General features: G+C 63.3%; 21 protein-coding genes. 13 read left to right on the top strand and 8 right to left on the bottom strand.

The window, feature by feature from the left end; translation table 11 throughout:
* Positions 1-10: 10 nt before the first annotated feature.
* From thrC to IEC33019_RS18440, 3 genes are all read left to right on the top strand, one after another.
* Entirely contained in the window at positions 11-1,420 is a 1,410-nt protein-coding gene (gene thrC, locus IEC33019_RS18450; RefSeq protein ID WP_070094677.1) for a threonine synthase, read from the top strand.
* A gap of 175 nt (positions 1,421-1,595) precedes the next feature.
* Positions 1,596-2,021, top strand: coding sequence for a response regulator (locus tag IEC33019_RS18445; RefSeq protein WP_070094678.1), 426 nt, complete (start codon positions 1,596-1,598; stop codon positions 2,019-2,021).
* A 79-nt stretch (positions 2,022-2,100) separates the two neighbouring features.
* Entirely contained in the window at positions 2,101-2,382 is a 282-nt protein-coding gene (locus IEC33019_RS18440) for a DUF3509 domain-containing protein (RefSeq protein WP_070094679.1), read from the top strand.
* A 145-nt stretch (positions 2,383-2,527) separates the two neighbouring features.
* Here the strand turns inward: IEC33019_RS18440 and IEC33019_RS18435 are convergent, their stop codons facing one another.
* Together IEC33019_RS18435 and IEC33019_RS18430 are read right to left on the bottom strand one after the other, a co-directional pair.
* Positions 2,528-3,415 carry a TIGR02285 family protein gene (locus IEC33019_RS18435; RefSeq protein WP_070094680.1) on the bottom strand — a complete coding sequence of 296 codons (888 nt, stop codon included), beginning with the start codon at positions 3,413-3,415 and terminating at the stop codon, positions 2,528-2,530.
* 10 nt (positions 3,416-3,425) lie between these two features.
* Positions 3,426-4,625 (bottom strand): CaiB/BaiF CoA transferase family protein, encoded by a 1,200-nt coding sequence (locus tag IEC33019_RS18430; RefSeq protein WP_070094681.1) that lies wholly within the window; start codon positions 4,623-4,625, stop codon positions 3,426-3,428.
* A gap of 132 nt (positions 4,626-4,757) precedes the next feature.
* Here IEC33019_RS18430 and IEC33019_RS18425 point away from each other — a divergent pair, with 132 nt between their 5' ends.
* Positions 4,758-5,300, top strand: a complete 543-nt coding sequence (locus IEC33019_RS18425) for a YaeQ family protein (RefSeq protein ID WP_070094682.1) — start codon at positions 4,758-4,760, stop codon at positions 5,298-5,300.
* A 30-nt stretch (positions 5,301-5,330) separates the two neighbouring features.
* Complete coding sequence (recJ, locus tag IEC33019_RS18420) at positions 5,331-7,040, top strand: single-stranded-DNA-specific exonuclease RecJ (RefSeq protein WP_070094683.1); 1,710 nt, start codon at positions 5,331-5,333, stop codon at positions 7,038-7,040.
* Between the two features lie 297 nt (positions 7,041-7,337).
* On the opposite strand, the gene IEC33019_RS18415 is transcribed toward recJ, so the two are convergent.
* Positions 7,338-8,866 (bottom strand): IS3 family transposase gene (locus IEC33019_RS18415; RefSeq protein WP_372340685.1). Its coding sequence is split into 2 segments (ribosomal slippage): positions 7,338-8,410 and positions 8,410-8,866, totalling 1,530 coding nucleotides; the frame shifts between segments, so codons are not numbered across the junction.
* 279 nt (positions 8,867-9,145) lie between these two features.
* Here IEC33019_RS18415 and IEC33019_RS18410 point away from each other — a divergent pair.
* On the top strand, positions 9,146-10,252 hold the full coding sequence (locus tag IEC33019_RS18410) for an NADH:flavin oxidoreductase/NADH oxidase (protein ID WP_070094421.1): 1,107 nt from the start codon (positions 9,146-9,148) through the stop codon (positions 10,250-10,252).
* Between the two features lie 234 nt (positions 10,253-10,486).
* On the opposite strand, the gene IEC33019_RS18405 is transcribed toward IEC33019_RS18410, so the two are convergent.
* The 5 genes from IEC33019_RS18405 to ydcS all read right to left on the bottom strand — a co-directional run bounded on the left by IEC33019_RS18405 (position 10,487) and on the right by ydcS (position 15,977).
* Positions 10,487-11,911 (bottom strand): gamma-aminobutyraldehyde dehydrogenase, encoded by a 1,425-nt coding sequence (locus tag IEC33019_RS18405; protein ID WP_070094420.1) that lies wholly within the window; start codon positions 11,909-11,911, stop codon positions 10,487-10,489.
* Between the two features lie 15 nt (positions 11,912-11,926).
* Entirely contained in the window at positions 11,927-12,733 is an 807-nt protein-coding gene (locus IEC33019_RS18400) for an ABC transporter permease (RefSeq protein WP_070094419.1), read from the bottom strand.
* Complete coding sequence (locus tag IEC33019_RS18395; RefSeq protein ID WP_099594205.1) at positions 12,723-13,643, bottom strand: ABC transporter permease; 921 nt, start codon at positions 13,641-13,643, stop codon at positions 12,723-12,725. The genes IEC33019_RS18400 and IEC33019_RS18395 overlap by 11 nt, the downstream gene beginning before the upstream one ends.
* Positions 13,644-13,654: 11 nt before the next feature.
* A complete protein-coding gene (locus tag IEC33019_RS18390) occupies positions 13,655-14,698 on the bottom strand; it encodes an ABC transporter ATP-binding protein (protein WP_070094417.1) in 1,044 nt (347 codons plus the stop codon).
* 127 nt (positions 14,699-14,825) lie between these two features.
* Complete coding sequence (ydcS, locus tag IEC33019_RS18385) at positions 14,826-15,977, bottom strand: putative ABC transporter substrate-binding protein YdcS (RefSeq protein ID WP_070094416.1); 1,152 nt, start codon at positions 15,975-15,977, stop codon at positions 14,826-14,828.
* Positions 15,978-16,216: 239 nt separating this feature from the next.
* Here ydcS and IEC33019_RS18380 point away from each other — a divergent pair, with 239 nt between their 5' ends.
* The 7 genes from IEC33019_RS18380 to IEC33019_RS18350 all read left to right on the top strand — a co-directional run bounded on the left by IEC33019_RS18380 (position 16,217) and on the right by IEC33019_RS18350 (position 24,413).
* Complete coding sequence (locus IEC33019_RS18380) at positions 16,217-16,936, top strand: tellurite resistance TerB family protein (protein WP_070094415.1); 720 nt, start codon at positions 16,217-16,219, stop codon at positions 16,934-16,936.
* A gap of 132 nt (positions 16,937-17,068) precedes the next feature.
* Positions 17,069-18,691 (top strand): methyl-accepting chemotaxis protein, encoded by a 1,623-nt coding sequence (locus tag IEC33019_RS18375; protein ID WP_070094414.1) that lies wholly within the window; start codon positions 17,069-17,071, stop codon positions 18,689-18,691.
* Between the two features lie 5 nt (positions 18,692-18,696).
* Positions 18,697-19,203 (top strand): chemotaxis protein CheW, encoded by a 507-nt coding sequence (locus IEC33019_RS18370; protein WP_070094413.1) that lies wholly within the window; start codon positions 18,697-18,699, stop codon positions 19,201-19,203.
* Positions 19,200-20,465, top strand: a complete 1,266-nt coding sequence (locus IEC33019_RS18365) for a CheR family methyltransferase (RefSeq protein ID WP_099593831.1) — start codon at positions 19,200-19,202, stop codon at positions 20,463-20,465. Before IEC33019_RS18370 ends, IEC33019_RS18365 begins: the two co-directional genes overlap by 4 nt.
* 8 nt (positions 20,466-20,473) lie before the next feature.
* A complete protein-coding gene (locus IEC33019_RS18360; protein ID WP_099594203.1) occupies positions 20,474-21,121 on the top strand; it encodes a chemotaxis protein CheW in 648 nt (215 codons plus the stop codon).
* Positions 21,118-23,403, top strand: a complete 2,286-nt coding sequence (locus IEC33019_RS18355) for a hybrid sensor histidine kinase/response regulator (RefSeq protein ID WP_099593829.1) — start codon at positions 21,118-21,120, stop codon at positions 23,401-23,403. The genes IEC33019_RS18360 and IEC33019_RS18355 overlap by 4 nt, the downstream gene beginning before the upstream one ends.
* On the top strand, positions 23,400-24,413 hold the full coding sequence (locus IEC33019_RS18350; RefSeq protein ID WP_070094409.1) for a chemotaxis response regulator protein-glutamate methylesterase: 1,014 nt from the start codon (positions 23,400-23,402) through the stop codon (positions 24,411-24,413). The genes IEC33019_RS18355 and IEC33019_RS18350 overlap by 4 nt, the downstream gene beginning before the upstream one ends.
* Positions 24,414-24,440 lie beyond the last annotated feature (27 nt).

Raw genomic sequence — 24,440 nt, 5'->3', positions numbered from 1 at the left:
GTTTGCACCCATGCGCTATATCAGTACCCGCGGCCAGGCACCGGCCCTGAATTTCGAAGACGTCCTGCTGGCAGGCCTCGCCAGCGATGGCGGTCTGTACGTGCCGGAGAACCTGCCACGCTTCACCCAGGAAGAGATCGCTTCGTGGGCTGGCCTGCCGTACCACGAGCTGGCTTTCCGGGTGATGCGCCCGTTCGTCGATGGCAGCATCGCTGACGCCGACTTCAAGAAGATCCTCGAAGAAACCTACGGCGAGTTCGCTCATGCCGCCGTCGCGCCGCTGCGCCAGTTGGCGGGCAACGAGTGGGTGATGGAGCTGTTCCACGGCCCGACCCTGGCGTTCAAGGACTTCGCCTTGCAACTGCTCGGCCGCCTGCTCGACCACGTCCTGGCCAAGCGCGGCGAGCGCGTGGTGATCATCGGGGCCACCAGCGGTGACACCGGCTCCGCCGCCATCGAAGGTTGCCGCCGCTGCGACAACGTCGACATCTTCATCCTGCACCCGCACCAGCGTGTCTCGGAGGTGCAGCGTCGCCAGATGACGACCATCTTCGGCGACAACATCCACAACATCGCCATCGAAGGCAACTTCGACGACTGCCAGGAAATGGTCAAGGCCAGCTTCGCGGACCAGTCGTTCCTCAAGGGCACCCGTCTGGTCGCCGTGAACTCGATCAACTGGGCGCGGATCATGGCCCAGATCGTCTACTACTTCCATGCAGCGCTGCAGCTGGGTGGCCCGGCCCGCTCGGTGGCCTTCTCGGTCCCGACGGGTAACTTCGGCGATATCTTTGCCGGCTACCTGGCGCGCAACATGGGCCTGCCGATCAGCCAACTGATCGTGGCGACCAACCGCAACGACATCCTGCACCGCTTCATGAGCGGCAACCAGTACGTCAAGGACACCCTGCATCCGACCCTGTCGCCATCGATGGACATCATGGTCTCCTCCAACTTCGAGCGCCTGCTGTTCGACCTGCATGGGCGCAGTGGTGCCGCCATCGCCGAGCTGATGGAGCGTTTCAAGCAGGGCGGGGGCTTCAGTGTCGAACAGGACCGCTGGACCGAAGCGCGCAAGCTGTTCGATTCGCTGGCCGTGACTGATGAGCAGACCTGCGAGACCATCGCCGAAGTGTTTGCCAGTACCGGCGAGGTGCTTGATCCGCACACCGCGATCGGCGTCAAGGCCGCCCGTGAGTGCCGTCGCAGTCTGGATACGCCGATGGTCATTCTGGGTACCGCGCATCCGGTCAAGTTCCCGGACGCGGTGGAAAAGGCAGGCGTCGGCAAGGCCCTCGAGCTGCCAGCGCACCTGAGCGACCTGTTCAGCCGTGACGAGCGTTGCACGGTCCTGGCCAACGACCTGAAGGCCGTCCAGGCCTTCGTCGCCCAGCACGGCAACCGCGGCAAACCGCTCTAAGACTCAACCCGTCCGGGGGCGCGCAGCGGCCCCGGGCGGCGTCCTACTCGCCTCCACGCGATGAGTCGGATCTTTCTTCAGAAGCTTAAGTAATTTCCTATTCCTGCCGTTGCATGGGGCCTTCTAGAGTGACTCGCCTATCCACAAGGGCGTAGTGCTACTCCAGGAGCGGTTCATGCATTGGCTCAACGTACTGATTCACGCACGACCTTCCCACGATATCTCGCTGCACCAGGCCTGCAATGCACAAGGCGTCTTCAATGTGCGTGTAGCCCAGGACCTGGCCGAGGCAAAGGGCTGCTTATCCCAGCGGGGAATCGTTGATCTGCTGATCCTCGATCATGGCTTGCCGGTGCATTGCGGCCGAACCCTGCTCCGGCAGGTGGCGCAGGCGCAGCGGCCTTGTGCGTTATTGTTCGTCGGACAATCAACCGATCATGGCGAAGGTCTGGCCCGGGAGGCCCGACGCCAGGGCGTTCGGGTTGTCGGCGAGCTGTCCTGGCCATTGGTGATGCCGAGCCTGCAACGGGCTCTGGAGCGTATCCATCAAGGGTCCGAGGGACATATTCAAACTGTCATGTACCCCGCGCATGCTCACTGATACCGGCGCGGCATGAGCGAACTTTGCACGGCGTCTGGTGGTCAGTTCCGATAGCTTCCTCGAACAGTGAGTACGCCGGATGGAAAGAATCTGCAAACTGCTCAACGACGCCTTGACCCCTTACCATGCCCTGCTCGGCGAAACAGACGCCAGCGGCAACCGCCAACTCAGTGTGATCGATCAGCAGGGTGATGTGACGCTCAGGCGTTCGGTCAGCCTGCGCCAGCTGGAGGACCAGCGCTTGCTGGTTGACCTGGTCGATGGCCTGCACCGAGACCTGCAGATCGCTGAAGGGCGTCTGCAACCTTGTGTGATCGCTGCCTTGCAGCATCAGCGAGCATTTTCCGGAACCTTTGTCTGAGGGTTTCATCAGAATCGGTAAGAGCAGGTCGACAGCGCTTTGCTCCGGTGCTGAAGACTGCTCCTGAAAGTCCCCTGACTTTCGTTCGACCCTGGGCGTTCCTTCCTGCGCCCGGGGTTTCTTTTTTTACAGCCAATCGCCCAGCTCAGTGTTCCTCGGGGCTGTCGGCCTGGGTATCGAAAAAGTGCTGACTGTCGGCCAGGTACTGCTCATGCTCTTCAGGGGCCAGCCAGCGGGCATAGAATTCTGGCAGTGTCTCGCGACGCAGGGCAGGCAGCAGGTGATCGATCTGACTGATGGCTTCGCGCCCCTGGGGCGTATCGGAGCAGCCCACATGCAGAAACTGATAGCGGTTCACACCTTGGATCGGGTGAAAAGCATACTCGTCCGGGTTATTGCCCTGAGCCTGAATCAGATAGCGCATTTCCGGCCAGTAGCCCAGGACCAGTTGAAGGCGGCCCAAGCGCTGCATTTGTAGCAAATTGGCGGTAGCGTCATTGCCGTAATGACGGCTCAACGCTGTGTCGGGTAGCTGGCGGAGGATTTCGTCGATTTGAACGCTGTAGCTGCGTTCGGCGACGATGCCAAGCTTGAGTCGAGTCTGGCCCAGCAAGCGCTTGAGGTCGACCTGTTGGTTGTCGAGGAACGGCGCCAGGAGCGCTTGGTCCTGCTTGCGTATCACCACCCCGCTGCTCAGCACACCCAGCGACGGGATGGAGTAATGCACGAACTTGGCCCGCTCCGGCGTCCAGAGCAGCGTCGGATCGCAGGTAAAACTGGGCTCTTGGAGCATCTGGATGCCCCGCGCACGGTTGACCCTGACGATGCTGTGGTCGTACTCGGGCATCTGTGCAATCAATCGAGGCAGCAGGTTGTCAACGACGCCCTGGCCCTTGGCCGTACCTTCGAAGATGGTGAATGGCGGCAGATCGCGCACCAGCCAGACCAGGCGCTCCTTGGACTGTCCCAACACCGGCAGCATTGCGCACAGGATGATCAGCAGCCCGAGCAGACGCCTGGCAATTCCTCGCATCGGTAGGCGATCAGACCGCACCGGTTTCGCGCAGCCGACTGATGGCCACAGCGTCGTAGCCAAGACGCGTCAACACCGACTCGGTGTGTTCGCCCAAGGTTGGACCTACCCACTCGCTGGAGCCTGGCGTATCCGAAAGCTTAGGGACGATGCCAGGCATCTTGAACGGCTTGCCATCGGGCAGTTTGGCCTGGAGGAACATTTCGCGAGCCAGATACTGCGGGTCGCTGAACATGTCCTCGGCCGAATAGATGCGGCTGGCCGGCACCTCGGCCTGGGTGAGGGCCTGCATGACCTCTTCCAATGGCAGGCTATTGACCCAACGGTCGATGACGCCATACAGCTCGTCGCGGCGCAGGTCTCGGCCGTCGTTGCTGGCCAGGCTTGGGTCATCGGCCAGGTCGTCGCGGCCGATGGCCTGCATGAAACGCTTGAAGATGGCATCGCCATTGGCGCCGATCTGCACATGCTTGCCGTCGGCGCTGGTGTGGATGGAGGAGGGCGTGATGCCGGGCATGATGTTGCCGGTGCGCTCGCGGATGAAACCGAACACGTCGAATTCCGGCACCATGCTTTCCATCATCGCGAAAATGGCCTCGTACAGTGCCACGTCCACCACTTGCCCTTGGCCCCCATTGACCTCGCGGTGGCGCAGGGCCATCAAGGCGCCGATCACGCCCCACAGGGCCGCGATCGAGTCGCCGATGGAGATGCCCGTGCGTACCGGCGGGCGGTCCTCGAAACCTGTGATGTAACGCAGGCCGCCCATGGACTCGCCTACCGCGCCGAAACCGGGCTGATCCTTCATCGGCCCGGTCTGGCCGAAGCCGGACAGGCGTACCATTACCAGACGTGGGTTGAGTGCGTGCAGCACGTCCCAGCCCAGGCCCAATTTTTCCAGTACGCCGGGGCGGAAGTTCTCGATCAGGATGTCCGCCTCGGCCAGCAGGCGCTTGAGCACTTCACGGCCTTCGGGGTGCTTGAGGTTGAGGGTCAGCGATTGCTTGTTGCGTGCCTGGACGAACCACCACAGCGAAGTGCCCTCGTACAGCTTGCGCCATTTGCGCAGCGGGTCGCCGCCATCGGGCGACTCGACCTTGATGACCTCGGCACCGAATTCGGCGCAGATTCGCGAGGCGAAGGGGCCGGCGATCAGGGTGCCGAGCTCGATCACTTTCAGGCCGGCGAGGGGTTTGCTTGGCGTGGGCATGGGGCATCCGTAGCAGCTGGGCTTAGCCCGTGGTTTTATCATAGGTCGTCGACGGCAGGTACTGCCGCGGCGCAACGATGAGCGGGATCGGTTAGACTGTGTGACTTTTATTTTCGCAAGAAGCCCCCACCCATGGCCCAGCCGTCCACCACTTACAAGTTCGAACTGAATCTGACCGACCTCGACCGCGGTGTGTACGAGAGCGTCCGTCAGACCATCGCCCGTCACCCGTCGGAAACCGAGGAGCGCATGGCTGTACGCCTGTTGGCCTACGCGCTCTGGTACAACGGGAACCTGTCGTTTGGCCGTGGCCTGTCCGACGTGGATGAAGCGGCCCTGTGGGAAAAGAGCCTGGACGACCGCATCCTGCACTGGATCGAAGTCGGCCAGCCAGACGCCGAGCGCCTGACTTGGTGCTCGCGTCGTACCGAGCGTACCAGTCTGTTGGCCTACGGCAGTCTGCGGGTATGGCAGAACAAAGTCGTCGATGCAGTCAAGGGCCTGAAGAACCTCAGCATCGCCGCGGTTCCCCAGGATGTGCTGGAGATCCTGGCCACGGACATGCCCCGCTCGATCAAGTGGGACGTGATGATCAGTGAAGGCACTGTGTTCGTGACCGACGACCGCGGCCAGCACGAAGTGCAGCTTGAGTGGCTGCTCGGTGAGCGCGGCTGACCTGTTCCCTCTCTGATTGTCGAAGGCCCCATGCGTATCGAACCCCGCCCCCTGCCGCCGAGCCTGCCGTTCCTCGGTAACCTGCCCCCTTTGCTGACCCGCCTGTACGCCGCCCGTGGCGTGCAGTCCGAGACCGAACTGGACAAGAGCCTGGCGCGCTTGTTGCCGTACCAGCAGCTCAAGGGCATCGATGCGGCGGTGGACCTGTTGCTGGAGGCGCTGGATCAGCGCCAGCGTATCGTCATCGTCGGCGACTTCGATGCCGACGGGGCCACAGCCAGTACTGTCGGTGTTCTGGGGCTTCGCCTCCTGGGCGCGGCCCATGTCGATTATCTGGTGCCCAACCGCTTCAAGTACGGTTATGGGCTGACACCGGAGATCGTCGAAGTGGCCTTGCAGGGTGAGCCCCAGCTGCTGATCACGGTGGACAACGGCATTTCCAGTGTCGAGGGCGTGGCGGCAGCCAAGGCCGCCGGGCTCAAGGTATTGGTGACCGACCACCACCTGCCGGGCGCGCAATTGCCCGATGCCGATGCCATCGTCAATCCGAACCAGCCTGGGTGCGACTTCCCCAGCAAGGCGTTGGCTGGCGTGGGGGTGATCTTCTATGTCCTCATGGCGCTGCGGGCTCGCCTGCGCGCCTTGGGGCGCTACGATCAACAACCGCAACCCAACATCGGCGAACTGCTCGACCTGGTCGCCCTGGGCAGTGTCGCTGATGTCGTCCCGCTGGATGCCAACAACCGCATCCTGGTGCACCAGGGCCTGGAGCGCATCCGTGCCGGCCGCGCCCGCCCTGGCCTGAAGGCCATTCTCGAAGTCGCCCGGCGCGATCACCGGCGCATCACCTCCACGGACCTGGGCTTCATCCTTGGGCCGCGCCTGAATGCCGCCGGTCGCCTGGACGACATGAGTCTGGGCATTGAATGCCTGCTCTGCGACGACCCGGCCGTGGCGCTGGAGATGGCCCAAGAGCTGGATAGCCTGAACCAGGACCGCAAGACCATCGAGCAAGGTATGCAGCGTGAAGCCCTGGCCCAGCTCAAGGACCTGCCGGTCGAATCCATGCCGTATGGCCTGTGCCTGTTCGAGGCCGATTGGCACCAGGGTGTGATCGGCATCCTCGCCTCGCGCATGAAAGAACGCTATCACCGCCCGACCATCGCCTTCGCCGATGTCGGCGAGGGCATGCTCAAAGGCTCTGCCCGCTCGGTACCGGGGTTCCATATCCGCGATGCGCTGGATGCGGTGGCGGCGCGCCAGCCGCAATTGATCAGCAAGTTCGGCGGGCATGCCATGGCGGCTGGCCTGTCCTTGCCTGCGGAAAACTTCCCGGCGTTTGCCGAGGCCTTCGACGAAGAGGTTCGTCGGCACCTGGTGGAAGAAGACCTGACCGGGCGGTTGCTCTCTGACGGCACCCTCGCGGTCGAGGAGTTCCACCTGGACCTTGCGCGTGCCCTGCGTCATGCGGGGCCTTGGGGGCAGCACTTTCCCGAGCCGCTTTTCCATGGTGTGTTCCAGTTGGTCGAGCAACGGGTGGTGGGAGAGCGGCATTTGAAGGTAGTGCTCAAGAGCGAGTGTGGTTCGGTCAAGCTCGATGGCATCGCCTTTGGTATCGATCGGGATATCTGGCCGAATCCAACGGTGCGCTGGGTGGAGTTGGCCTACAAGTTGGATGTGAATGAGTTTCGGGGGAATGAGAGTGTGCAGTTGATGATTGCGCACATGGAGCCGCGGTGAGCTGATTAGTTGTTAGTTTGAGGTTTGTGGGCTTTCCGTTTTTTGGGGTGACGCTTAGTCACCTTTGCGCCCTTACGGCGGTCACTTTGGTCTTGGCCAAAGTAACCATGGGCCTGTTCCCCCGCATACGCCCCGCCCGTGGCGGGGTTCTCTCTTCATTGCCTTACGGGGCTTCGCAGCGAGGGAACCCGGTGCGAAGCGCCGGGCCGCATGTGGGAGCCAGCGGTTTTTGCTGGGCCTGTCCCATGCCTACTTTTGCCCAAGACGGTGCGCGTCAAGGTAGTTGTCGTGCCTGGTTTAACCGGTGCGCTTTTGCTCTGGATCTCGCTCGCGATTCAAGTACACATGGTTAGGCAATTTCCAGTTACGGACATCTCGGGCCCATCGTCCTGGATTCTGACGCCGCGCTGCTTCGTATAACTGTTCACGCTGCCTCAGCGAAGCGCCATCTTGACCATGATGTCGCTGCGAGGGGGTGACATATTTGAGCGCGCTATGGCGATGTTCATTGTTGTACCAGGCAGCAAACCGCATTACCCACATACGAGCTTCATCGAGCGATCCAAAAGGCACGCTGGGCCACCGTGAGCAGTACTTAGCTGTTCGAAATAGAGCCTCGGCATAGGCGTTGTCGTTGCTGACCCGCGGGCGGCTGAAAGATGGCAGAACACCAAGGTCACGTAGCGCAGCGAGCATTGTCGCGCCCTTCATCGCACTGCCATTGTCTGAATGAAGCACTAATGTATCCGGGCGAATCCCTTCACGTAGGCAGGCGCGCTCCAGCAGGATACTGGCATGTTCAGCACTTTCTGCCTCGTGTACTTCATTCATGACCAGCTTGCGGCTGTAGATATCTTTGACCATATACCAATAGAAAAAACGTCCTTTGATAGTACTCGGTAACCAAGTGATGTCCCAACACCAAACCTGATTGGGCCCACTCGCCCTATGGGTCGTGAGTGGTCTGGCCTTTGGTCTTCGACTACGCCCACGCCTGTGTGCTTGGCCCGCTGACTTGAGCACTCGATAAAATGTCGATTCCGAGGCTAGGTAGAGGCCTTCATCTGCCAACTTCGGCACGATTTCATGCGGTGTGAGGTCGGCGCAATCAGGGCGATTGGCTGCATCCAAAAGGGCCAAGCGCTCACGTTCGCTGAGCTTGTTGGCTGGCTCAGGGCGGGCTGCGCCAGGCCGCCCATCTTCAGGTTGATGGCGCCATCGTTGCACCGTGCGCTCAGTGAGTCCCAACTCTTCACAGGCAGCACTTTGACGAGCGCCTGCTCTTACAGCGGCGTCAATCAACTGAAGGGCAGTTGTGCGATCTGCAGCACTGGTCATTCGTCCTCGTCCTTGCCCCAGATCGCATCGGCCTTTTTTCGCAGTACCAACAACGCCGCCGTTTCTGCCAAAGCCGCTTCTTTACGCCGTAACTCACGCTCCAGTTGCTCGATACGCTTGACCGACGCGATATCTTTGACGGGTTCTTGCTGGGTTGGAGTATTCGCCTGCTCACAAGCTGTACGCCACAGCACCAGATCCGACGGCAGAATTCCTGCACTTCGGCAGTATTCTGAAATCTCTGCTTCGCTCATTGCAGCCGTCTGAAGCACAGCTCTGAACTTGTCAGCGCTGCTCCAGCGCCCATTGCGTTTACCTGTTCCTGCCATTTGCACTCCCTGGGTCTTGGCTTCATTACGCCAAGCCCGAAGTGTGACAGTAGTAATGCCTGTTTGCTTAGCCAACTCTGTGACCGGACGGCTGAAAGGCGCCGACATTTGCTGCAACGCCCAGGCTTTCTCCTCAGCGGTATAACGGCGTTGTTTCATGAGACAGTCCTACGCCCTCCATCGAATGAGACGGGCGACAACTATCCTGACATGGAGGGAAGAGCAAAAGTAGGTCGCCGTAAAGGCGAAAAGCGCCGGTGGCGCCACCACCAACCCCGGATATACATACAACCTGAAAGCCCAAGCCCAAGCCCCAAACCAACACAAAAAAACCACCACCCCCTATCTGGTCTAGTCTGAAAAAGACCAATACCGGACCAAGGTCCCACACAAGTGCCCGGACCGGCCAAACCATTGGAGTCCCTGGGAGGTGCCCTCATGAGCCTGCTGCTCGAGCCTTACACCCTGCGTCAGTTGACCCTGCCCAACCGCATCGCCGTTTCCCCCATGTGCCAGTACTCCGCTATCGATGGTCTGGCCAATGACTGGCACTTGGTGCACCTGGGCAGCCGCGCCGTTGGCGGCGCTGGCCTGGTGATCACCGAAGCGACAGCGGTGACCCCCGACGGCCGCATCAGCGCTGAGGACCTGGGTCTGTGGAACGACGCACAGATCCCCCCCTTGCAGCGCATAACCCGCTTCATCACCGCCCAAGGCGCCGTGCCGGGCATCCAGCTTGCCCACGCCGGCCGCAAGGCCAGCACCCATCGACCCTGGCTGGGCAAACATGGCAGCGTCACGGTCGAGGAGGGCGGCTGGCAGCCGGTCGGCCCCTCACGAATTGCCTTCGACCCAGAACACACCGTGCCCCGCGAACTTTCCGAGGATGAGATCGCCGGTATCGTCCAATCTTTTGCCGATGCCGCTCGTCGGGCGTTGGCCGCGGGCTTCAAGGTGGTCGAGGTGCATGCGGCCCACGGCTATCTGTTGCATCAGTTCCTTTCGCCGCTGAGCAACCAGCGTCGGGACCGTTATGGCAGTTGTTTCGAAAACCGCATCCGCCTCACCCTGGAGGTGACCGAGGCGGTGCGCAGCGTCTGGCCACAGGAGTTGCCACTGTTCGTGCGGGTGTCGGCCACCGATTGGGTCGAGGACGGCTGGAACCCGGATGAGACCGTCGAACTCGCCCGGCGGCTGAGGGCGATTGGCGTGGACCTGATCGACGTATCCTCAGGCGGTACCTCGGTCAACGCCGAAATCCCAACTGGTCCTGGTTACCAGACTCGTTTCGCCGAGCGGGTGCGCAAGGAGTCGGAAATCGCCACCGGCACGGTCGGAATGATCACCGAGCCGGCCCAGGCCGAGCACATTTTGCGAACCGGTCAGGCGGACATCATCTTCCTCGCCCGCGAACTGCTGCGCGACCCCTACTGGCCCCTGCATGCCGACGATGACCTGGGCGGCAACAAGGCCACTTGGCCGGCCCAATACCAACGCGCGACCAGCCGAGCCAACCCGATCCATGAGTCGGACTTGAGGGATTGAGCGCCGCTTGTTTCCAGATGCAGCACACACCGGATGTGTGTAACAGCAACGCGTAGGGGCGTTATCCGCGAATGCGACGGCCAGCATGCTGACGTATTCGCGGATAAACCCGCACCCACCTAGCCCACGTAGGCCCTGTAGAAGCGGGTTTACCCGCGAAGAGGACGCCAAGTTAGAACGTCATGCAAAACCAGGATCGAGACTGAAAATCCCCTCGATCAGACCGTTTTGGACTCAGTGCTTGATCATCACATGCCGCACGCAGGTGTAGTCCTCGAGCCCATACATCGACATGTCCTTGCCATAACCCGAGTGCTTCTGACCGCCATGGGGCATTTCGCTGACCAGCATGAAGTGGGTATTGACCCAGGTGCAGCCGTACTGCAGGCGTGCGGCCAAGCGGTGGGCGCGGCCAGTGTCGCGGGTCCAGACCGATGAGGCGAGCCCGTAGTCCGAGTCGTTGGCCCATTCCAGGGCTTGGGCCTCGTCACTGAAGCGCGTCACCGACACCACCGGCCCGAACACTTCATGGCGCACGATTTCATCGTCCTGCAGGGCATCGGCCAGCACCGTCGGTTCGAAGAAGAACCCTTCTCCCGGGATGACCTTGCCGCCAGTGACCAAGCGGATGTGCGGCTGGGCGATGGCACGCTCGACCATGCCTGCGACTTTGTCGCGGTGCTGGGCACTGATCAGGGGGCCCAGCTCGGTGTCGGACGCATCCTGCAAGCCAGGTTTGATGCTTGCCACTGCCTCGCCCAGGCGTTCGACGAAGCGTTCATAGATGCCGTCCTGCACGTAGAGGCGGCAGGCGGCGGTGCAGTCCTGGCCGGCGTTGTAGAAGCCGAAAGTGCGGATCCCTTCGATGGCCGCGTCCAGGTCGGCGTCGTCGAACACCAGGACCGGTGCCTTACCGCCTAGCTCCATGTGCATGCGCTTCACGCTGTCGGCGGTGGCGCCGATGATGTGGGCGCCGGTGGGGATGGAGCCGGTCAGCGAGACCATGCGCACCTTGGGATGGGTGACCAGGGGGGTGCCGACCGTCTGGCCGCGGCCGAAAACGATATTGAGCACGCCTTCCGGCAGCAGGTCCTTGGCCAGCTCGGCCAGGCGCAAGGCTGTGAGCGGTGTCATCTCCGAGGGCTTGAGCACCACGGTATTGCCAGCCGCCAGTGCCGGGGCGATCTTCCAGGCCAGCATCATCAGTGGGTAGTTCCACGGCGCGATGGACGCGATCACGCCCAGGGGGTCACGGCGGATCATCGAGGTGTGCCCCGGCAGGTACTCGCCCGCCGCGGAACCGCCCAGGCAGCGCGCGGCGCCAGCGAAGTAGCGGAATACATCGGCGATGGCCGGAATCTCGTCACCCAGCGCGGCGGCAAAGGGTTTGCCGCAGTTTTGCGACTCCAGCCTGGCCAACTCCTCGCCATGTTGTTCGACGGTATCGGCCAAGGCCAGCAACACCTGCGAGCGCTCTTTCGGGCTGGTCTGCGACCAGGTATCGAAGGCCTGGTCGGCAGCGCGCACGGCAGCATCGACCTGGGCGGCGGTCGCCTCGTTGATCTGCGCCAGGGCGCTGCCAAGGGCCGGGTTCAACACAGTCCAGGCAGGACCTTCGCCTGCGACCAGGCGACCGTTTATCAGCATTCGGGTTTGCATGGAACTCCTCCTAGGTCATTTGCCGCTGCCCGCGACGCTTTCGCCGCCACGGGTCAGGTAATAGGCGCCGAGTATCGGCAGCATGGTCACCAGCATCACCAACATGGCGACCACGTTGGTGACCGGTACATCGCGCGGGCGGCTGAGCTGGTTGAGCAACCAGATCGGCAGCGTGCGCTCGTGGCCGGCGGTGAAGGTGGTGACGATGATCTCGTCGAACGACAAGGCAAAGGCCAGCATACCGCCAGCGAGCAGCGCCGAGCCGAGATTGGGCAGGATGATGTAACGGAAGGTCTGCCAGCCATCGGCGCCCAGGTCCATCGAGGCTTCGATCAGGCTCTGGGAGGTACGGCGCAGACGGGCGATGACGTTGTTGTAGACGATCACCACGCAGAACGTGGCATGGCCCACCACGATGGTGAACAGCCCGGGCTCGATGCCCAGGCTCTTGAAGGCCGAGAGCAGGGCGATGCCGGTGATGATGCCGGGCAGGGCGATGGGCAGGATCAACATCAGCGAGATGCTCTCCTTGCCAAAGAAGCTGCGTCGGTACAGCGCCCCGGCGGCCAGGGTGCCGAGCACCAGGGCGATCACCGTGGCCAGGCAGGCGACTTGCAGCGACAGCTTGATCGCCTCCAGTACATCCTGGCGGGCGAAGGTCACGGCGAACCACTTGAGGGTGAACCCGCGTGGGGGAAAGCTGAATGCCGCGTCTTCGGTATTGAAGGCGTAGAGCAGGATGATCAGGATCGGAAAGTGCAAGAACACCAACCCGCCCCAGGCTGCCAGGCGCAGGCCCAGCGAGGCTTTTTCAGAGTGCATCGAAGGCCCCCAAGCGTTTGACGATCGACAGGTAGACAGCGATCAGCACGATGGGCACCAGGGTGAACGCCGCCGCCATCGGCATGTTGCCGATCGCCCCTTGCTGGGCATACACCATGCTGCCGATGAAGTAGCCAGGTGGCCCGATCAATTGCGGCACGATGAAGTCGCCCAGGGTCAGGGAGAAGGTGAAGATCGATCCCGCCGCGATACCGGGTATTGCCAATGGCAGCACCACCAGCAGGAAGGTCTGGCTCGGCCGGGCACCCAGGTCGGCCGAGGCCTGCAGCAGCGATGGCGGCAAGCGCTCCAGCGAGGCCTGGACCGGCAGGATCATGAACGGCAGCCAGATGTAGACAAACACCATGAACCGCCCTAGGTGCGAGGTGGACAGGGTACTGCCGCCGATGCCGGGCACCGCGAGAACGGCTTGCAGCAGGGGCTGCAGGTGCAGTTGCTGGATGAACCACTGGGCCACCCCGCCCTTGGCCAGCAACAGGGTCCAGGCATAGGTCTTGACGATGTAGCTGGCCCACATCGGCATCATGACGGCGATGTAGAAAAAGGCCTTGGTTCGCCCCGAGGTGTAACGGGCCATGTAGTAGGCGATCGGAAACGCTAGCACCGCGCTGGCCACTGACACGGCGAGTGCCATGGCCAAGGTGCGCAGGATGATGTCGAAGTTCGCCGGGGCGAACAGGGCCGTGAAATTGGCCAGTGTCAGCTCCGGCGTCACCGCCATGGTGAAGTCGTCGAAGGTGTAGAAGCCCTGCCAAAGCAGGTTCAGCAGCGAACCCAGGTAGATCGCGCCGAACCAGGTCAATGGCGGGACCAACAGCAGCGACAGATACAGGTTCGGCCGCCGGTAGAGCACGGTGCCAAGCCGTCTGATCAGCGACGGTTTTTCCATGGCCAAGGTCATCAGGCCTGGCCCTCATCCAGGACGGTTTCGCGCAATCCCCTCATCGCCGCGCGGGGCCAGTGGGCTTGGACACGCTGGCCCGGTTGCCAGGGCTGGGGCTGTTCTTGCCAGCGGTCATTGGCCTGGCTGACGGTCAGCAGCAGACCGTTGTCCAGCCGCACTTCGTAGCGTGTGGCACTGCCCTGGTACTGGATATCGTGCAGCAGGCCGCTGACCTGGATGTCCTCGGCGATTACCGCGTGCTCGGCCAGGCGGATGTGTTCAGGGCGGATGGAAAAAGGCGAGACGTCTCCGGTGAGTTGCTGGGCCAATTCGCCCCGGATCACGTTGGAGGTCCCGACGAATTCGGCGACGAAGGTGGTCGCCGGTTTCATGTACAGGTTGCGTGGGGTGTCGACCTGTTCGATACGACCCCGGTTGAATACCGCGACGCGGTCGGACATCGACAAGGCCTCGGTCTGGTCGTGGGTGACGAAGATGAAGGTGATGCCCAGTTGGCGCTGGAGTTTCTTCAGTTCGCCTTGCATTTGTTCGCGCAGTTTGAGGTCCAGAGCGCCGAGCGGCTCGTCGAGCAACAGCACCCGTGGCCGATTGACCAGGGCGCGGGCCAGGGCCACGCGCTGGCGCTGCCCGCCGGAGAGCTGCGCCGGCTTGCGCTGCGCGTAACCGGCCAAGGCGACCATCGCCAAAGCCTCGTCGGCACGGGTATAGCGTTCGGCCTTGGCGACACCTTTGACCTTCAGGCCATAGGCGATGTTGTCGCGCACGTTCATGTGCGGAAACAGGGCGTAGTCCTGGAATACCGTGTTCACGTCACGCTGGTAAGGCGGCAGGCCGGCAGCCTCCACATCATGCAGGCGGATCGAGCCGCTGCTGGGGTGTTCGAAGCCTGCGATCAGGCGCAGGCAAGTGGTCTTGCCCGAGCCCGAAGGGCCGAGCATGGAAAAGAACTCACCCTCCTGGATATCGATACTGACCCGATCGACGGCCCTGACGTCGCCGAACGTGCGGGAAACCTCGGTGAGCTGGACTGCTAGGGGCATTGCGCTGACTCCGTGCATTTTGTCTACCGCCTGGCCCCTTTCGCGGGCAAGCCCGCTGCCACGGTTATGGCGCCGTGGCAGCGGGTTCACCCGCGAAGAAGCCGGAACAACAACCGGTCAACCTCGGTCAGCGCCCACCCATGATCGCAATGTAGTCCTGGGTCCAGCGGCTGTAGGGCACGAACTTGCCGCCACTGGACTGTGGGGTTTTCCAGAAGGCGATCTTGTCGAAGTTGTCGATCCCGTTGACCTTGCAGCCCTCGGCGCCCAGCAGCTCGCTGCCGGTGCACGCGGCAGGCACCGCAGGCACCGAGCCGAACCAGGCCGCGACGTCGCCCTGGACCTTAGGCTGCAGCGACCAGTCCATCCACCTGTAGGCGCAGTTGGGGTGCTTGGCTTCGCTGTGCAGCATGGTGGTGTCGGCCCAGCCAGTGGCACCTTCCTTCGGTATGGTCGAAGCGACTGGCTGGTTGTCGGCCTTCAGGCCGTTGACCATGTAGCCCCAGGAGCTGGAGGCCGCTACGCCTTCGTTCTTTACATCGCTCATCTGCACCGTCGCATCGTGCCAGTAACGGTGAATCAGCGGTTGTTGCTGGCGCAGCAGGTCAAGGACGGCCTTGTACTGGGTTTCGTTCAGCTCGTACGGATCCTGGATACCCAGCTCAGGCTTGGTCGATTTCAGGTAGAGCGCAGCGTCGGCGATGTAGATCGGGCCATCGTAGGCTTGGACGCGCCCTTTGTTCGGCTTGCCGTCCGGCAGGTTCTGGGGCTCGAAGACCACACTCCAGCTGGTGGGTGGTTGCTTGAATACCATGGTGTTGTAGAGCAGCACGTTCGGGCCCCATTGGTAAGGCGTGCCATAGACCTGCTTGTCGACCACGTACCAGCCGCCGTTCTGCAGGCGTGGGTCGATGTTCTTCCAGTTGGGGATCAATGCCGTGTTGATCGGCTGCACCCGCTTGCCGGCGATCAGCCGCAGCGAGGCGTCGCCCGAGGCGGTCACCAGGTCGTAGCCGCCCTTGGTCATCAGGCTGACCATCTCGTCGGAGGTCGCGGCGGTCTTGACGCTGACCTTGCAGCCGGTCTGTTTCTCGAAGCCAGTGACCCAGTCATAGGCCTTGTCGCTTTCGCCGCGCTCGATGTAGCCGGGCCAGGCGACGATATCCAGGCGCCCTTCGCCATCACCGAGGCTCTGGGGCAGCCCTGCGGCCTGCAGGTTGGCGCTGGCCAGCAAGGCGCCGATCACGGCGCTGGACAATGCGGTCTTGTGCACTGACATGGTGTTCCCTCTTTTGGACTTTATGATCGGGGCAGTCATCAAGAAAGCAGCGAAGCGATGGGGTAAGCGTAGTGCGCTTGTCGCGGACCTGGGGCCCGGTCAGGCAGGCGCATGCGATGTCGAGTCTAGTTCCTTTTTGGCCAGTGGTTACGCAACATCCAGATGCAAATGCATTAAGCGTGAGTTCAGTTCACAGGCCTAATCTGGGGCTTTCTTTTTTCAGCAAGAGGTAATGCCAGATGAACACCCGCGGCTTGCTCGATCAACTGCTCAAATCCGGCCAGCAGCTGCTGCAAAACCAGCAAGGCAAGGGCGGCGCTGCCAAGGGGGCGGGCCTTGGTGACTTGTTGGGTGGCCAGTCAGGCAAGGGTGGGCTGGGCAGTTTGCTCTCCGGTGCCGGCGGCGGCGCCTTGGCAGCAGGCGCCATGGGCCTGCTGCTGGGCAGCAAGAAGGCCCGCAAGTATGGCGGCAAGGTGCTCACCTACGGGGGCCTGGCTGCGCTCGGTGTGCTGGCGTACAAGGCCTATGGCAACTGGCAGGCGCGCCAGGGCGAGGCGCAGGCCCACGAGCCTCGTACCCTCGACCGCGTGCCTGCGGCCCAAGCCGAGCAGCACAGCCAGGCGGTACTGCGCGCCCTGGTGGCGGCAGCCAAGTCGGACGGGCACATCGATGAGCGCGAGCGCGCCTTGATCGAGGGGGAGTTCGTGCGCCTGGACAACGACCGCGAGCTTCAGCATTGGCTGCACGCCGAACTGAACAAACCGCTCGACCCTGCCGAAGTGGCCGCCGCCGCGCAGACGCCCGAGATGGCGGCTGAAATGTACCTGGCCAGCGTGATGATGGTCGATCAGGAGAACTTCATGGAGCGTGCCTACCTGGACGAACTGGCCCGCCAACTGCGTCTGGAACCCGGCCTGCGACAAGAACTGGAAGACCAGGTCCGCCTCGCTGCCGGGTAGGTCACGCGGCGTTGTTCCACCTGGGGCCAGGGAGGCCTCGACAGTCTGCAAAATCAGCCGCGAACGGGCGGGGCGCCTAGGCTATACTCTGGCGATTTTTCCCCGCTCGTAATGAATTCCTGAGGGCTGAATGTGAAGAACTGGACCTTGCGCCAACGGATCCTGGCAAGTTTCGCCGTGATCATCGCCATCATGCTGCTGATGATCGTCGCCGCCTACTCGCGGCTCGTGGCGATCGAGGCCAGTGAAGAGGCAGTGGGCTCGGACAGCATTCCCGGCTTCTACTACAGCTCGATGCTTCGCAGTGCCTGGGTCGACAGCTACATAACCAGCCAGCAGTTGGTGGGGCTGTCTGGACGGCGTGACCTCACCCCGGCTGACCTTGCGGACTTCAAGGGCTTCGATGAGCGCCTTAAGCAGGAAATGGCCAGTTACCAGGCGACTATCCGTAAACCGGACGATCTGGCCGCACTCGAGGCGTTCAGGGTGCTCGAAGCCGACTACATGAAAATCGTCGACCAGATACTGGAGGCGTACCGGCAGAAGCACTATGCCGAAGCCGAGCGCCTGATCAACGAGTCCCTCACTCCGGCCTGGATCAATGGCCGCCAGCACCTGAACCGTGTCATCGAAAGCAATCGCGAATCCGCCGAAGCGGCGACCAATGACATCGTCGGTGCGGTTGCCACGGCCAAGGGCAGCATGATCGTATCGTTGCTGCTGGCGATCCTGGCTGCCGGTATTTGCGGCTTGTTGCTGCTGCGCGCCATCACCGCGCCCGTGCAGCACGTCGTGCACGCACTGGACAAACTGCGCTCGGGCGACCTGAGCATGCGCCTGAGCCTGGCCCGCAAGGATGAGTTCGGCAGCATCGAAACTGGCTTCAACGAAATGGCCGTGGCGCTGGCCGACCTAGTCGCCCAGGCCCAGCGTTCGTCGGTGCAGGTGACCACTTCGGTCACCGAAATCGCCGCCACCTCCAAGCAACAACAAGCCACCGCCACTGAAACCGCCGCCACCACCACCGAGATCGGCGCCACCTCGCGGGAGATCGCCGCCACCTCCCGTGACCTGGTTCGTACCATGACCGAGGTGACCTCCGCCGCCGACCAGGCTTCGGTGCTCGCAGGCTCCGGCCAGCAGGGGCTGGCGCGTATGGAAGAGACCATGCACCAGGTCATGGGCGCCGCCGATCTGGTCAACGCCAAGCTGGCGATCCTCAACGAGAAGGCCAGCAACATCAACCAAGTGGTCGTGACCATCGTCAAGGTGGCCGACCAGACCAACCTGCTGTCGCTCAATGCCGCCATCGAGGCGGAGAAGGCCGGGGAGTACGGCCGTGGTTTCGCCGTAGTGGCCACCGAGGTGCGTCGCCTGGCCGATCAGACCGCCGTGGCCACCTACGACATCGAGCAGATGGTGCGGGAGATCCAGTCTGCCGTCTCGGCCGGCGTCATGGGCATGGACAAGTTCTCCGAGGAAGTGCGACGGGGCATGTTCGAGGTCCAGCAGGTGGGCGAGCAGCTTACCCAGATCATTCACCAGGTCCAGGCACTGGCACCGCGGGTGCTGATGGTCAACGAAGGCATGCAGGCCCAGGCCACGGGTGCCGAGCAGATCAACCAGGCCCTGGCCCAACTCAGCGACGCCAGCACCCAGACCGTGGAGTCGTTGCGCCAGGCCAGCTTCGCCATCGATGAGTTGAGCCAGGTAGCCGCCGGATTGCGCGGCGGTGTATCGCGCTTCAAAGTCTGACGACGATGAGCGACGTGCAACCCCATCAGGAGCAGGCCGACGGCGCCAAGGCGGTGCTGTACCTGCAGTTCTGCATCGGTGAGCAGCGCTTTGCCCTGGACGTGCGTGAGGTGATCGAGGTATTGCCGCGACGCTCGCTCAAGCCCATCGCCCAGGCGCCCGCGTGGGTCGCCGGTATTCTGGCCCATCGCGGCGCCCTGGTGCCGGTGATCGACCTGTCCGCGCTGAGCTTCTCCACTCCGGCGCCGCTGCGTACCAGCACGCGTCTGGTGCTGGTGCACTATGGTGGCGACCGGCAATTGGGGTTGATCCTGGAGCAGGCCACCGACACTTTGCGCTGCCGGCCCGATGAGTTTCAACCCTATGGTCTGGACAACACCGACGCCCCTTACCTGGGGCCGGTGCGCCAGGATGCTCGGGGCCTGCTGCAGCGTATCCAAGTGGAGGACCTGCTGCCGGACGATGTCCGTGATCTGCTGTTCCCCGAGCAGCCAGGGCAGGTGCCGGCATGATCGAACAGCACTTCTTCCGTTTCCTGCAGGAGCGCATCGGCCTGGATGTCGAGTCGGTCGGCGCTCCCATGGTCGAGCGTGCCTTGCGCCAGCGCTGCGCTGCCGTGCAGGCCTTCGATCTGGACGAGTACTGGTCGCGCCTGCAGCAATCGGTCAGTGAGCAGCAGGCCTTGATCGAGGCCGTGATCGTCCCGGAGACATGGTTCTTCCGCTATCCCGAATCCTTCACCGCGCTGGTGGGGCTGGCCCAGAAGCGCCAGGTGGAGCTCGCCGGCGTGCGGCCGCTGCGAATCCTCAGCTTGCCCTGCTCAACGGGCGAAGAACCTTATTCGATCGCCATGGCGCTGCTCGATGGTGGCCTGGACCCGGCGGCGTTTCGAATCGACGCCATGGACATCAGCCCCAGTTCCATCGCCCGCGCAGAACAGGCCGTCTATGGGCGCAACTCGTTCCGGGGTAGCGAGCTGGCCTTCCGTGACCGGCATTTTTGCGAAACCGATGAAGGCCACCGGCTGGATGAGCGGGTACGACGTCAGGTCGACCTGCGGGTCGGCAACGTGCTCGATCCCGCGCTCAAGAGTCAGCAAGGGCTGTACGACTTCGTGTTCTGCCGCAACTTGCTGATCTACTTCGACGTGCCGACCCAGCGCCGGGTGTTCGAAGTGCTCAAATCCCTGACCCATGCCCAAGGTGTGCTATTCATTGGCCCGGCCGAGGGCAGTTTGCTGGCGCGGCTGGGCATGCGCCCGTTGGGTATCGCCCAGTCGTTCGCCTATGTGCGCCAGGAGGCCCCTGCACCTGCACCTGCACCGGCGCCCGTCGCTCAACCCGCGCCGATCAATCGCTCCCAGACCATGCCTCCCGTGGCCCCACGGCCTGTCAGCCGTCCGGCGCGCATGCCGCGTCCGATATCGCCGCCAGTGAGCGCGCCTTCGCACGCTCAAGGGGAGAGCGAGTTGCTGGCCACCATCGCCCGACAGGCCAATGCCGGTGACAGCGCACAGGCCCGCGCCAGTTGCCAGCGCTACCTGCAGCAGTTCGCGCCCAAAGCGCAAGTGTTCTACTGGCTCGGTCTGCTCGCCGACACCGAAGGCGACACCCAGGAGGCCATCAGCCTCTATCGCAAGGCACTTTACCTGGAGCCGCAACATACCGAGACCTTGATACATCTGGCGGCATTGCTGGCTTCCCAGGGCGATGAGGCGGGCGCGCGGCGCATGCAGGCGCGGGCGGCACGTGTGGGACGGGAGTCTGAACGATGAGTGAAATCATGCACTTGATCGCACGGGACGATGAGCTCATCGACGATTGCTGGAACCGCATTGGCGTGCACGGCGACAAGCAGTGCCCGTTGCTCGAGCGTCATATTCATTGCCGCAACTGCCAAGTCTACGCCAGCGCGGCCACTCAGCTGCTCGATCGCTATGCACTGTTGCAGGACGAGCACGTCGAGGCGCCGCCGCCGGACGAAGACTGTGTCGGGCGCTCGATGCTGCTGTTCCGCCTGGGCGAGGAGTGGTTGGCGCTGGCCTGTGCCTGCCTGGCCGAGATTGCGCCGCTGCAGTCGGTGCACTCGCTGCCGCACCAGCGTTCCGGGGTGTTGCAGGGGGTGGCCAATGTGCGTGGCGCTCTGGTGCCGAGCCTGTCGCTGGCGGGCCTGCTGGGTGTCGAGGTGCTGCCGGCCCAGGCGCGCACGGGGCACGTGATGCCGCGCATGCTGATTCTCGCTGCCGAGGGCGGCCCGGTGGTGATGGCGGTGGACGAGATCGACGGTATCCACCGGCTGGACCCTGCACGCCTGGTCGATGGCCAGGATGCCGCGCACTTCACCGCAGCGGTGCTGCAATGGCGAGGCCGCAGCGTGCGGGTGCTGGATGAACAACATGTACTGTCGGCCGTGAAGCGGAGCCTGTCATGACCCCTGAGCAAATGCGCGACGCGTCGCTGCTCGAGTTGTTCAGCCTGGAGGCCGAGGCCCAGACCCAGGTGCTCAGCGCTGGCCTGATGGCACTGGAGCGCAACCCGACCCAGGCCGACCAGCTCGAAGCCTGCATGCGCGCGGCCCATTCCCTGAAAGGCGCGGCGCGGATCGTCGGCATCGATGCCGGTGTCAGCGTCGCCCACGTCATGGAAGACTGCCTGGTGGCGGCCCAGGAGGGTCGCCTGCGACTGCGCCCCGAGCACATCGATGCCTTGCTGCACGGCACCGATCTGCTGATGCGGATCGCAACCCCCCAGGATCGTGACAGCGAGGCGGCGGTACCGGCGTTTCTGGTTCAGATGGCCAATTTGCTCGACCCCACTGCAGCGCCTGCCCCTGCACCCGCCATACCGGTCGAGCCGGCACCGGCGCAGGCCGAACCGGTGGTCGAACCCGAACCAGAGGCCGAAACCGAGCCTGATCCCGAGCCCAGCCTGCCACGCAAGGTTGGCAAGCGCGGTGGCGAGGGTGCCGAACGGGTGCTCAGGGTCACCGCCGATCGTCTGAACAGCCTGCTCGACCTCTCCAGCAAGTCGCTGGTGGAAACCCAGCGGCTCAAGCCCTACCTCGCCAGCCTGCAGCGACTCAAGCGCATGCACGGCCAGGGCATGCGGGCCCTCGACGGCCTGAAGCAACAGCTCGAAGGCAGCGGCCAGAGCCACGAGGTGCTCGAGGCCCTGGCCCAGACTCAACGCCTGCTGGGTGAAACCCAGCAGATCCTGCAACAGCAGGCTGCCGATATCGACGAGTTCGGCTGGCAGGCCAGCCAACGTGCCCAGAACCTCTATGACACCGCGCTGGCCTGTCGCATGCGGCCTTTCGCCGATGTCCTGACCGGGCAGAGCCGCATGGTCCGAGACCTTGGGCGTTCGCTGGGCAAGCAGGTGCAGTTGCAGATCGAGGGCGAGAAGACCCAGGTCGACCGTGACGTGCTGGAAAAGCTCGAAGCGCCGCTGACCCACCTGCTGCGCAACGCCGTCGACCACGGTGTCGAGCTACCCGAGCGGCGCCTGCTGGCGGGCAAGCCCGTCGACGGTACCCTCCGCCTGCGCGCCTCCCACCAGGCGGGCCTGCTGATCCTCGAGCTGAGCGACGATGGCGCCGGCATCGACCTTGAGCGGCTGCGGCGCAGCATCGTCGAACGGGCATTGTCGCCGGTCGAGACCGTGGCGCAGATGAGCGAGGCGGAACTGCTCACATTCCTGTTCCTTCCAGGCTTCAGCCTGCGCGACAAGGTCACCGAGGTGTCGGGCCGTGGCGTCGGCCTGGATGCGGTGCAGCACATGGTCCGTGAACTGCGCGGCTCGATCGAGCTGACCCAGGTCTCGGGCCAGGGGTGCTGCTTCCATCTTGAGGTGCCGCTGACGCTGTCGGTGGTGCGCAGCCTGGTGGTGGAGGTGGGGGGCGAGGCGTATGCCTTCCCGCTGGCGCACATCGAGCGCACCCTGGCGGTGGCAGCCGAAGACATCGTGCAGATCGAAGGGCGCCAGCACTTCTGGCATGAAGGACGGCATATCGGGCTGGTGTCGGCCAGCCAGTTGCTTAACCGCCCGGCCGGACAGGACGACGAGCGCAGCCTGCCGGTGGTGGTGATCCGTGAGCGTGACCAGCTGTATGGCGTGGCCGTGGAGCGCTTGATTGGCGAGCGGGTGCTGGTGGTGATGCCGCTGGACGCCCGGCTGGGCAAGGTTCAGGACATTTCCGCGGGGGCCTTGCTCGACGATGGTTCGGTGGTGTTGATCATCGACGTCGAGGATTTGCTGCGCTCGGTCGAAAAACTGCTCAGCACTGGCCGGCTGGAGCGCATCGAGCGCGGTGCCAGGGGCGGTCGCGCCATGGTGCGCAAACGCGTTCTGGTGGTCGACGATTCGCTCACCGTACGTGAACTGCAGCGCAAGCTGTTGGGCAACCAGGGTTACGACGTGGCCGTAGCGGTGGATGGCATGGATGGCTGGAATGCCCTGCGCGCCGAGGATTTCGACCTGCTGATCACCGATATCGACATGCCGCGGATGGACGGCATCGAGCTGGTCACCCTGGTGCGCCGTGACCAGCGCCTGCAATCGCTACCGGTCATGGTGGTGTCCTACAAGGATCGTGAAGAAGACCGGCGACGTGGACTGGACGCCGGTGCCGACTACTATTTGGCTAAGGCCAGTTTCCATGACGACGCGTTGCTGGACGCCGTGGTGGAGTTGATCGGGGGTGCCCAGGGATGAAGATCGCCATCGTCAACGATATGCCCATGGCTGTGGAAGCCCTGCGCCGGGCTTTGACCTTCGAGCCCGAGCACCAGGTCGTTTGGGTCGCGAGCAATGGCGCCGAGGCGGTGACGCGCTGCGCCGAGTTCACGCCCGACCTGATTCTCATGGACCTGATCATGCCGGTGATGGATGGCGTCGAGGCTACCCGGCGGATCATGGCCGAAACGCCCTGCGCCATCGTGATTGTCACGGTCGATCGCAAGCAGAATGTACATCGGGTGTTCGAAGCCATGGGTCACGGCGCCCTGGACGTGGTGGACACACCCTCGCTGGGCGCGGGGGATGCACGTGAAGCGGCAGCCCCTCTGTTGCGCAAGATCCTCAACATCGGCTGGCTCATCGGCCAGCAACGCCCCGCGGCGCCCCGGGCTGTCGCCGCTCCGCTGGTGGAGGCATCACAGCGTCGTGGCCTGGTCGCCATCGGCTCTTCGGCAGGTGGGCCAGCGGCGTTGGAAGTACTGCTCAAAGGGCTGCCGCGGGAGTTTCCGGCGTCGATCGTGCTGGTGCAGCATGTCGACCAAGTCTTCGCCGGTGGCATGGCCGAGTGGCTCAGCGGGGTTTCAGGCTTGCCGGTGCGCCTGGCGCGAGGGGGCGAGCCACCCCAGCCAGGGCAAGTGCTGCTGGCCGGCACCAATCATCACATCCGCCTGCTGCAGGGCGGCCAACTCAGCTATACGGCCGAACCTGTCGGCGAAATCTACCGCCCTTCGATCAATGTGTTCTTCGAGAGCGTGGCGCGCTTCTGGACCGGCGATGCCGTGGGGATCTTGCTCACCGGCATGGGCCGCGACGGCGCCCAGGGCCTGAAACAGATGCGCCAGCGTGGCTTTCTGACCATTGCCCAGGACCAGCAGAGTTCGGCGGTCTACGGCATGCCCAAGGCTGCCGCGGCGATCGAGGCTGCCGTGGAGATACGGCCGCTGGAACGCATCGCGGGCCGACTGATGGAAATCTTTTCGAAATGACGATATGTATTGAGTCACGCCGCGTGA

This window comes from Pseudomonas putida (assembly GCF_002741075.1).
In the GTDB taxonomy this organism is placed as follows: Bacteria; Pseudomonadota; Gammaproteobacteria; order Pseudomonadales; family Pseudomonadaceae; genus Aquipseudomonas; species Aquipseudomonas putida_T.
This window is presented reverse-complemented; position numbering and strand designations above follow the sequence as displayed.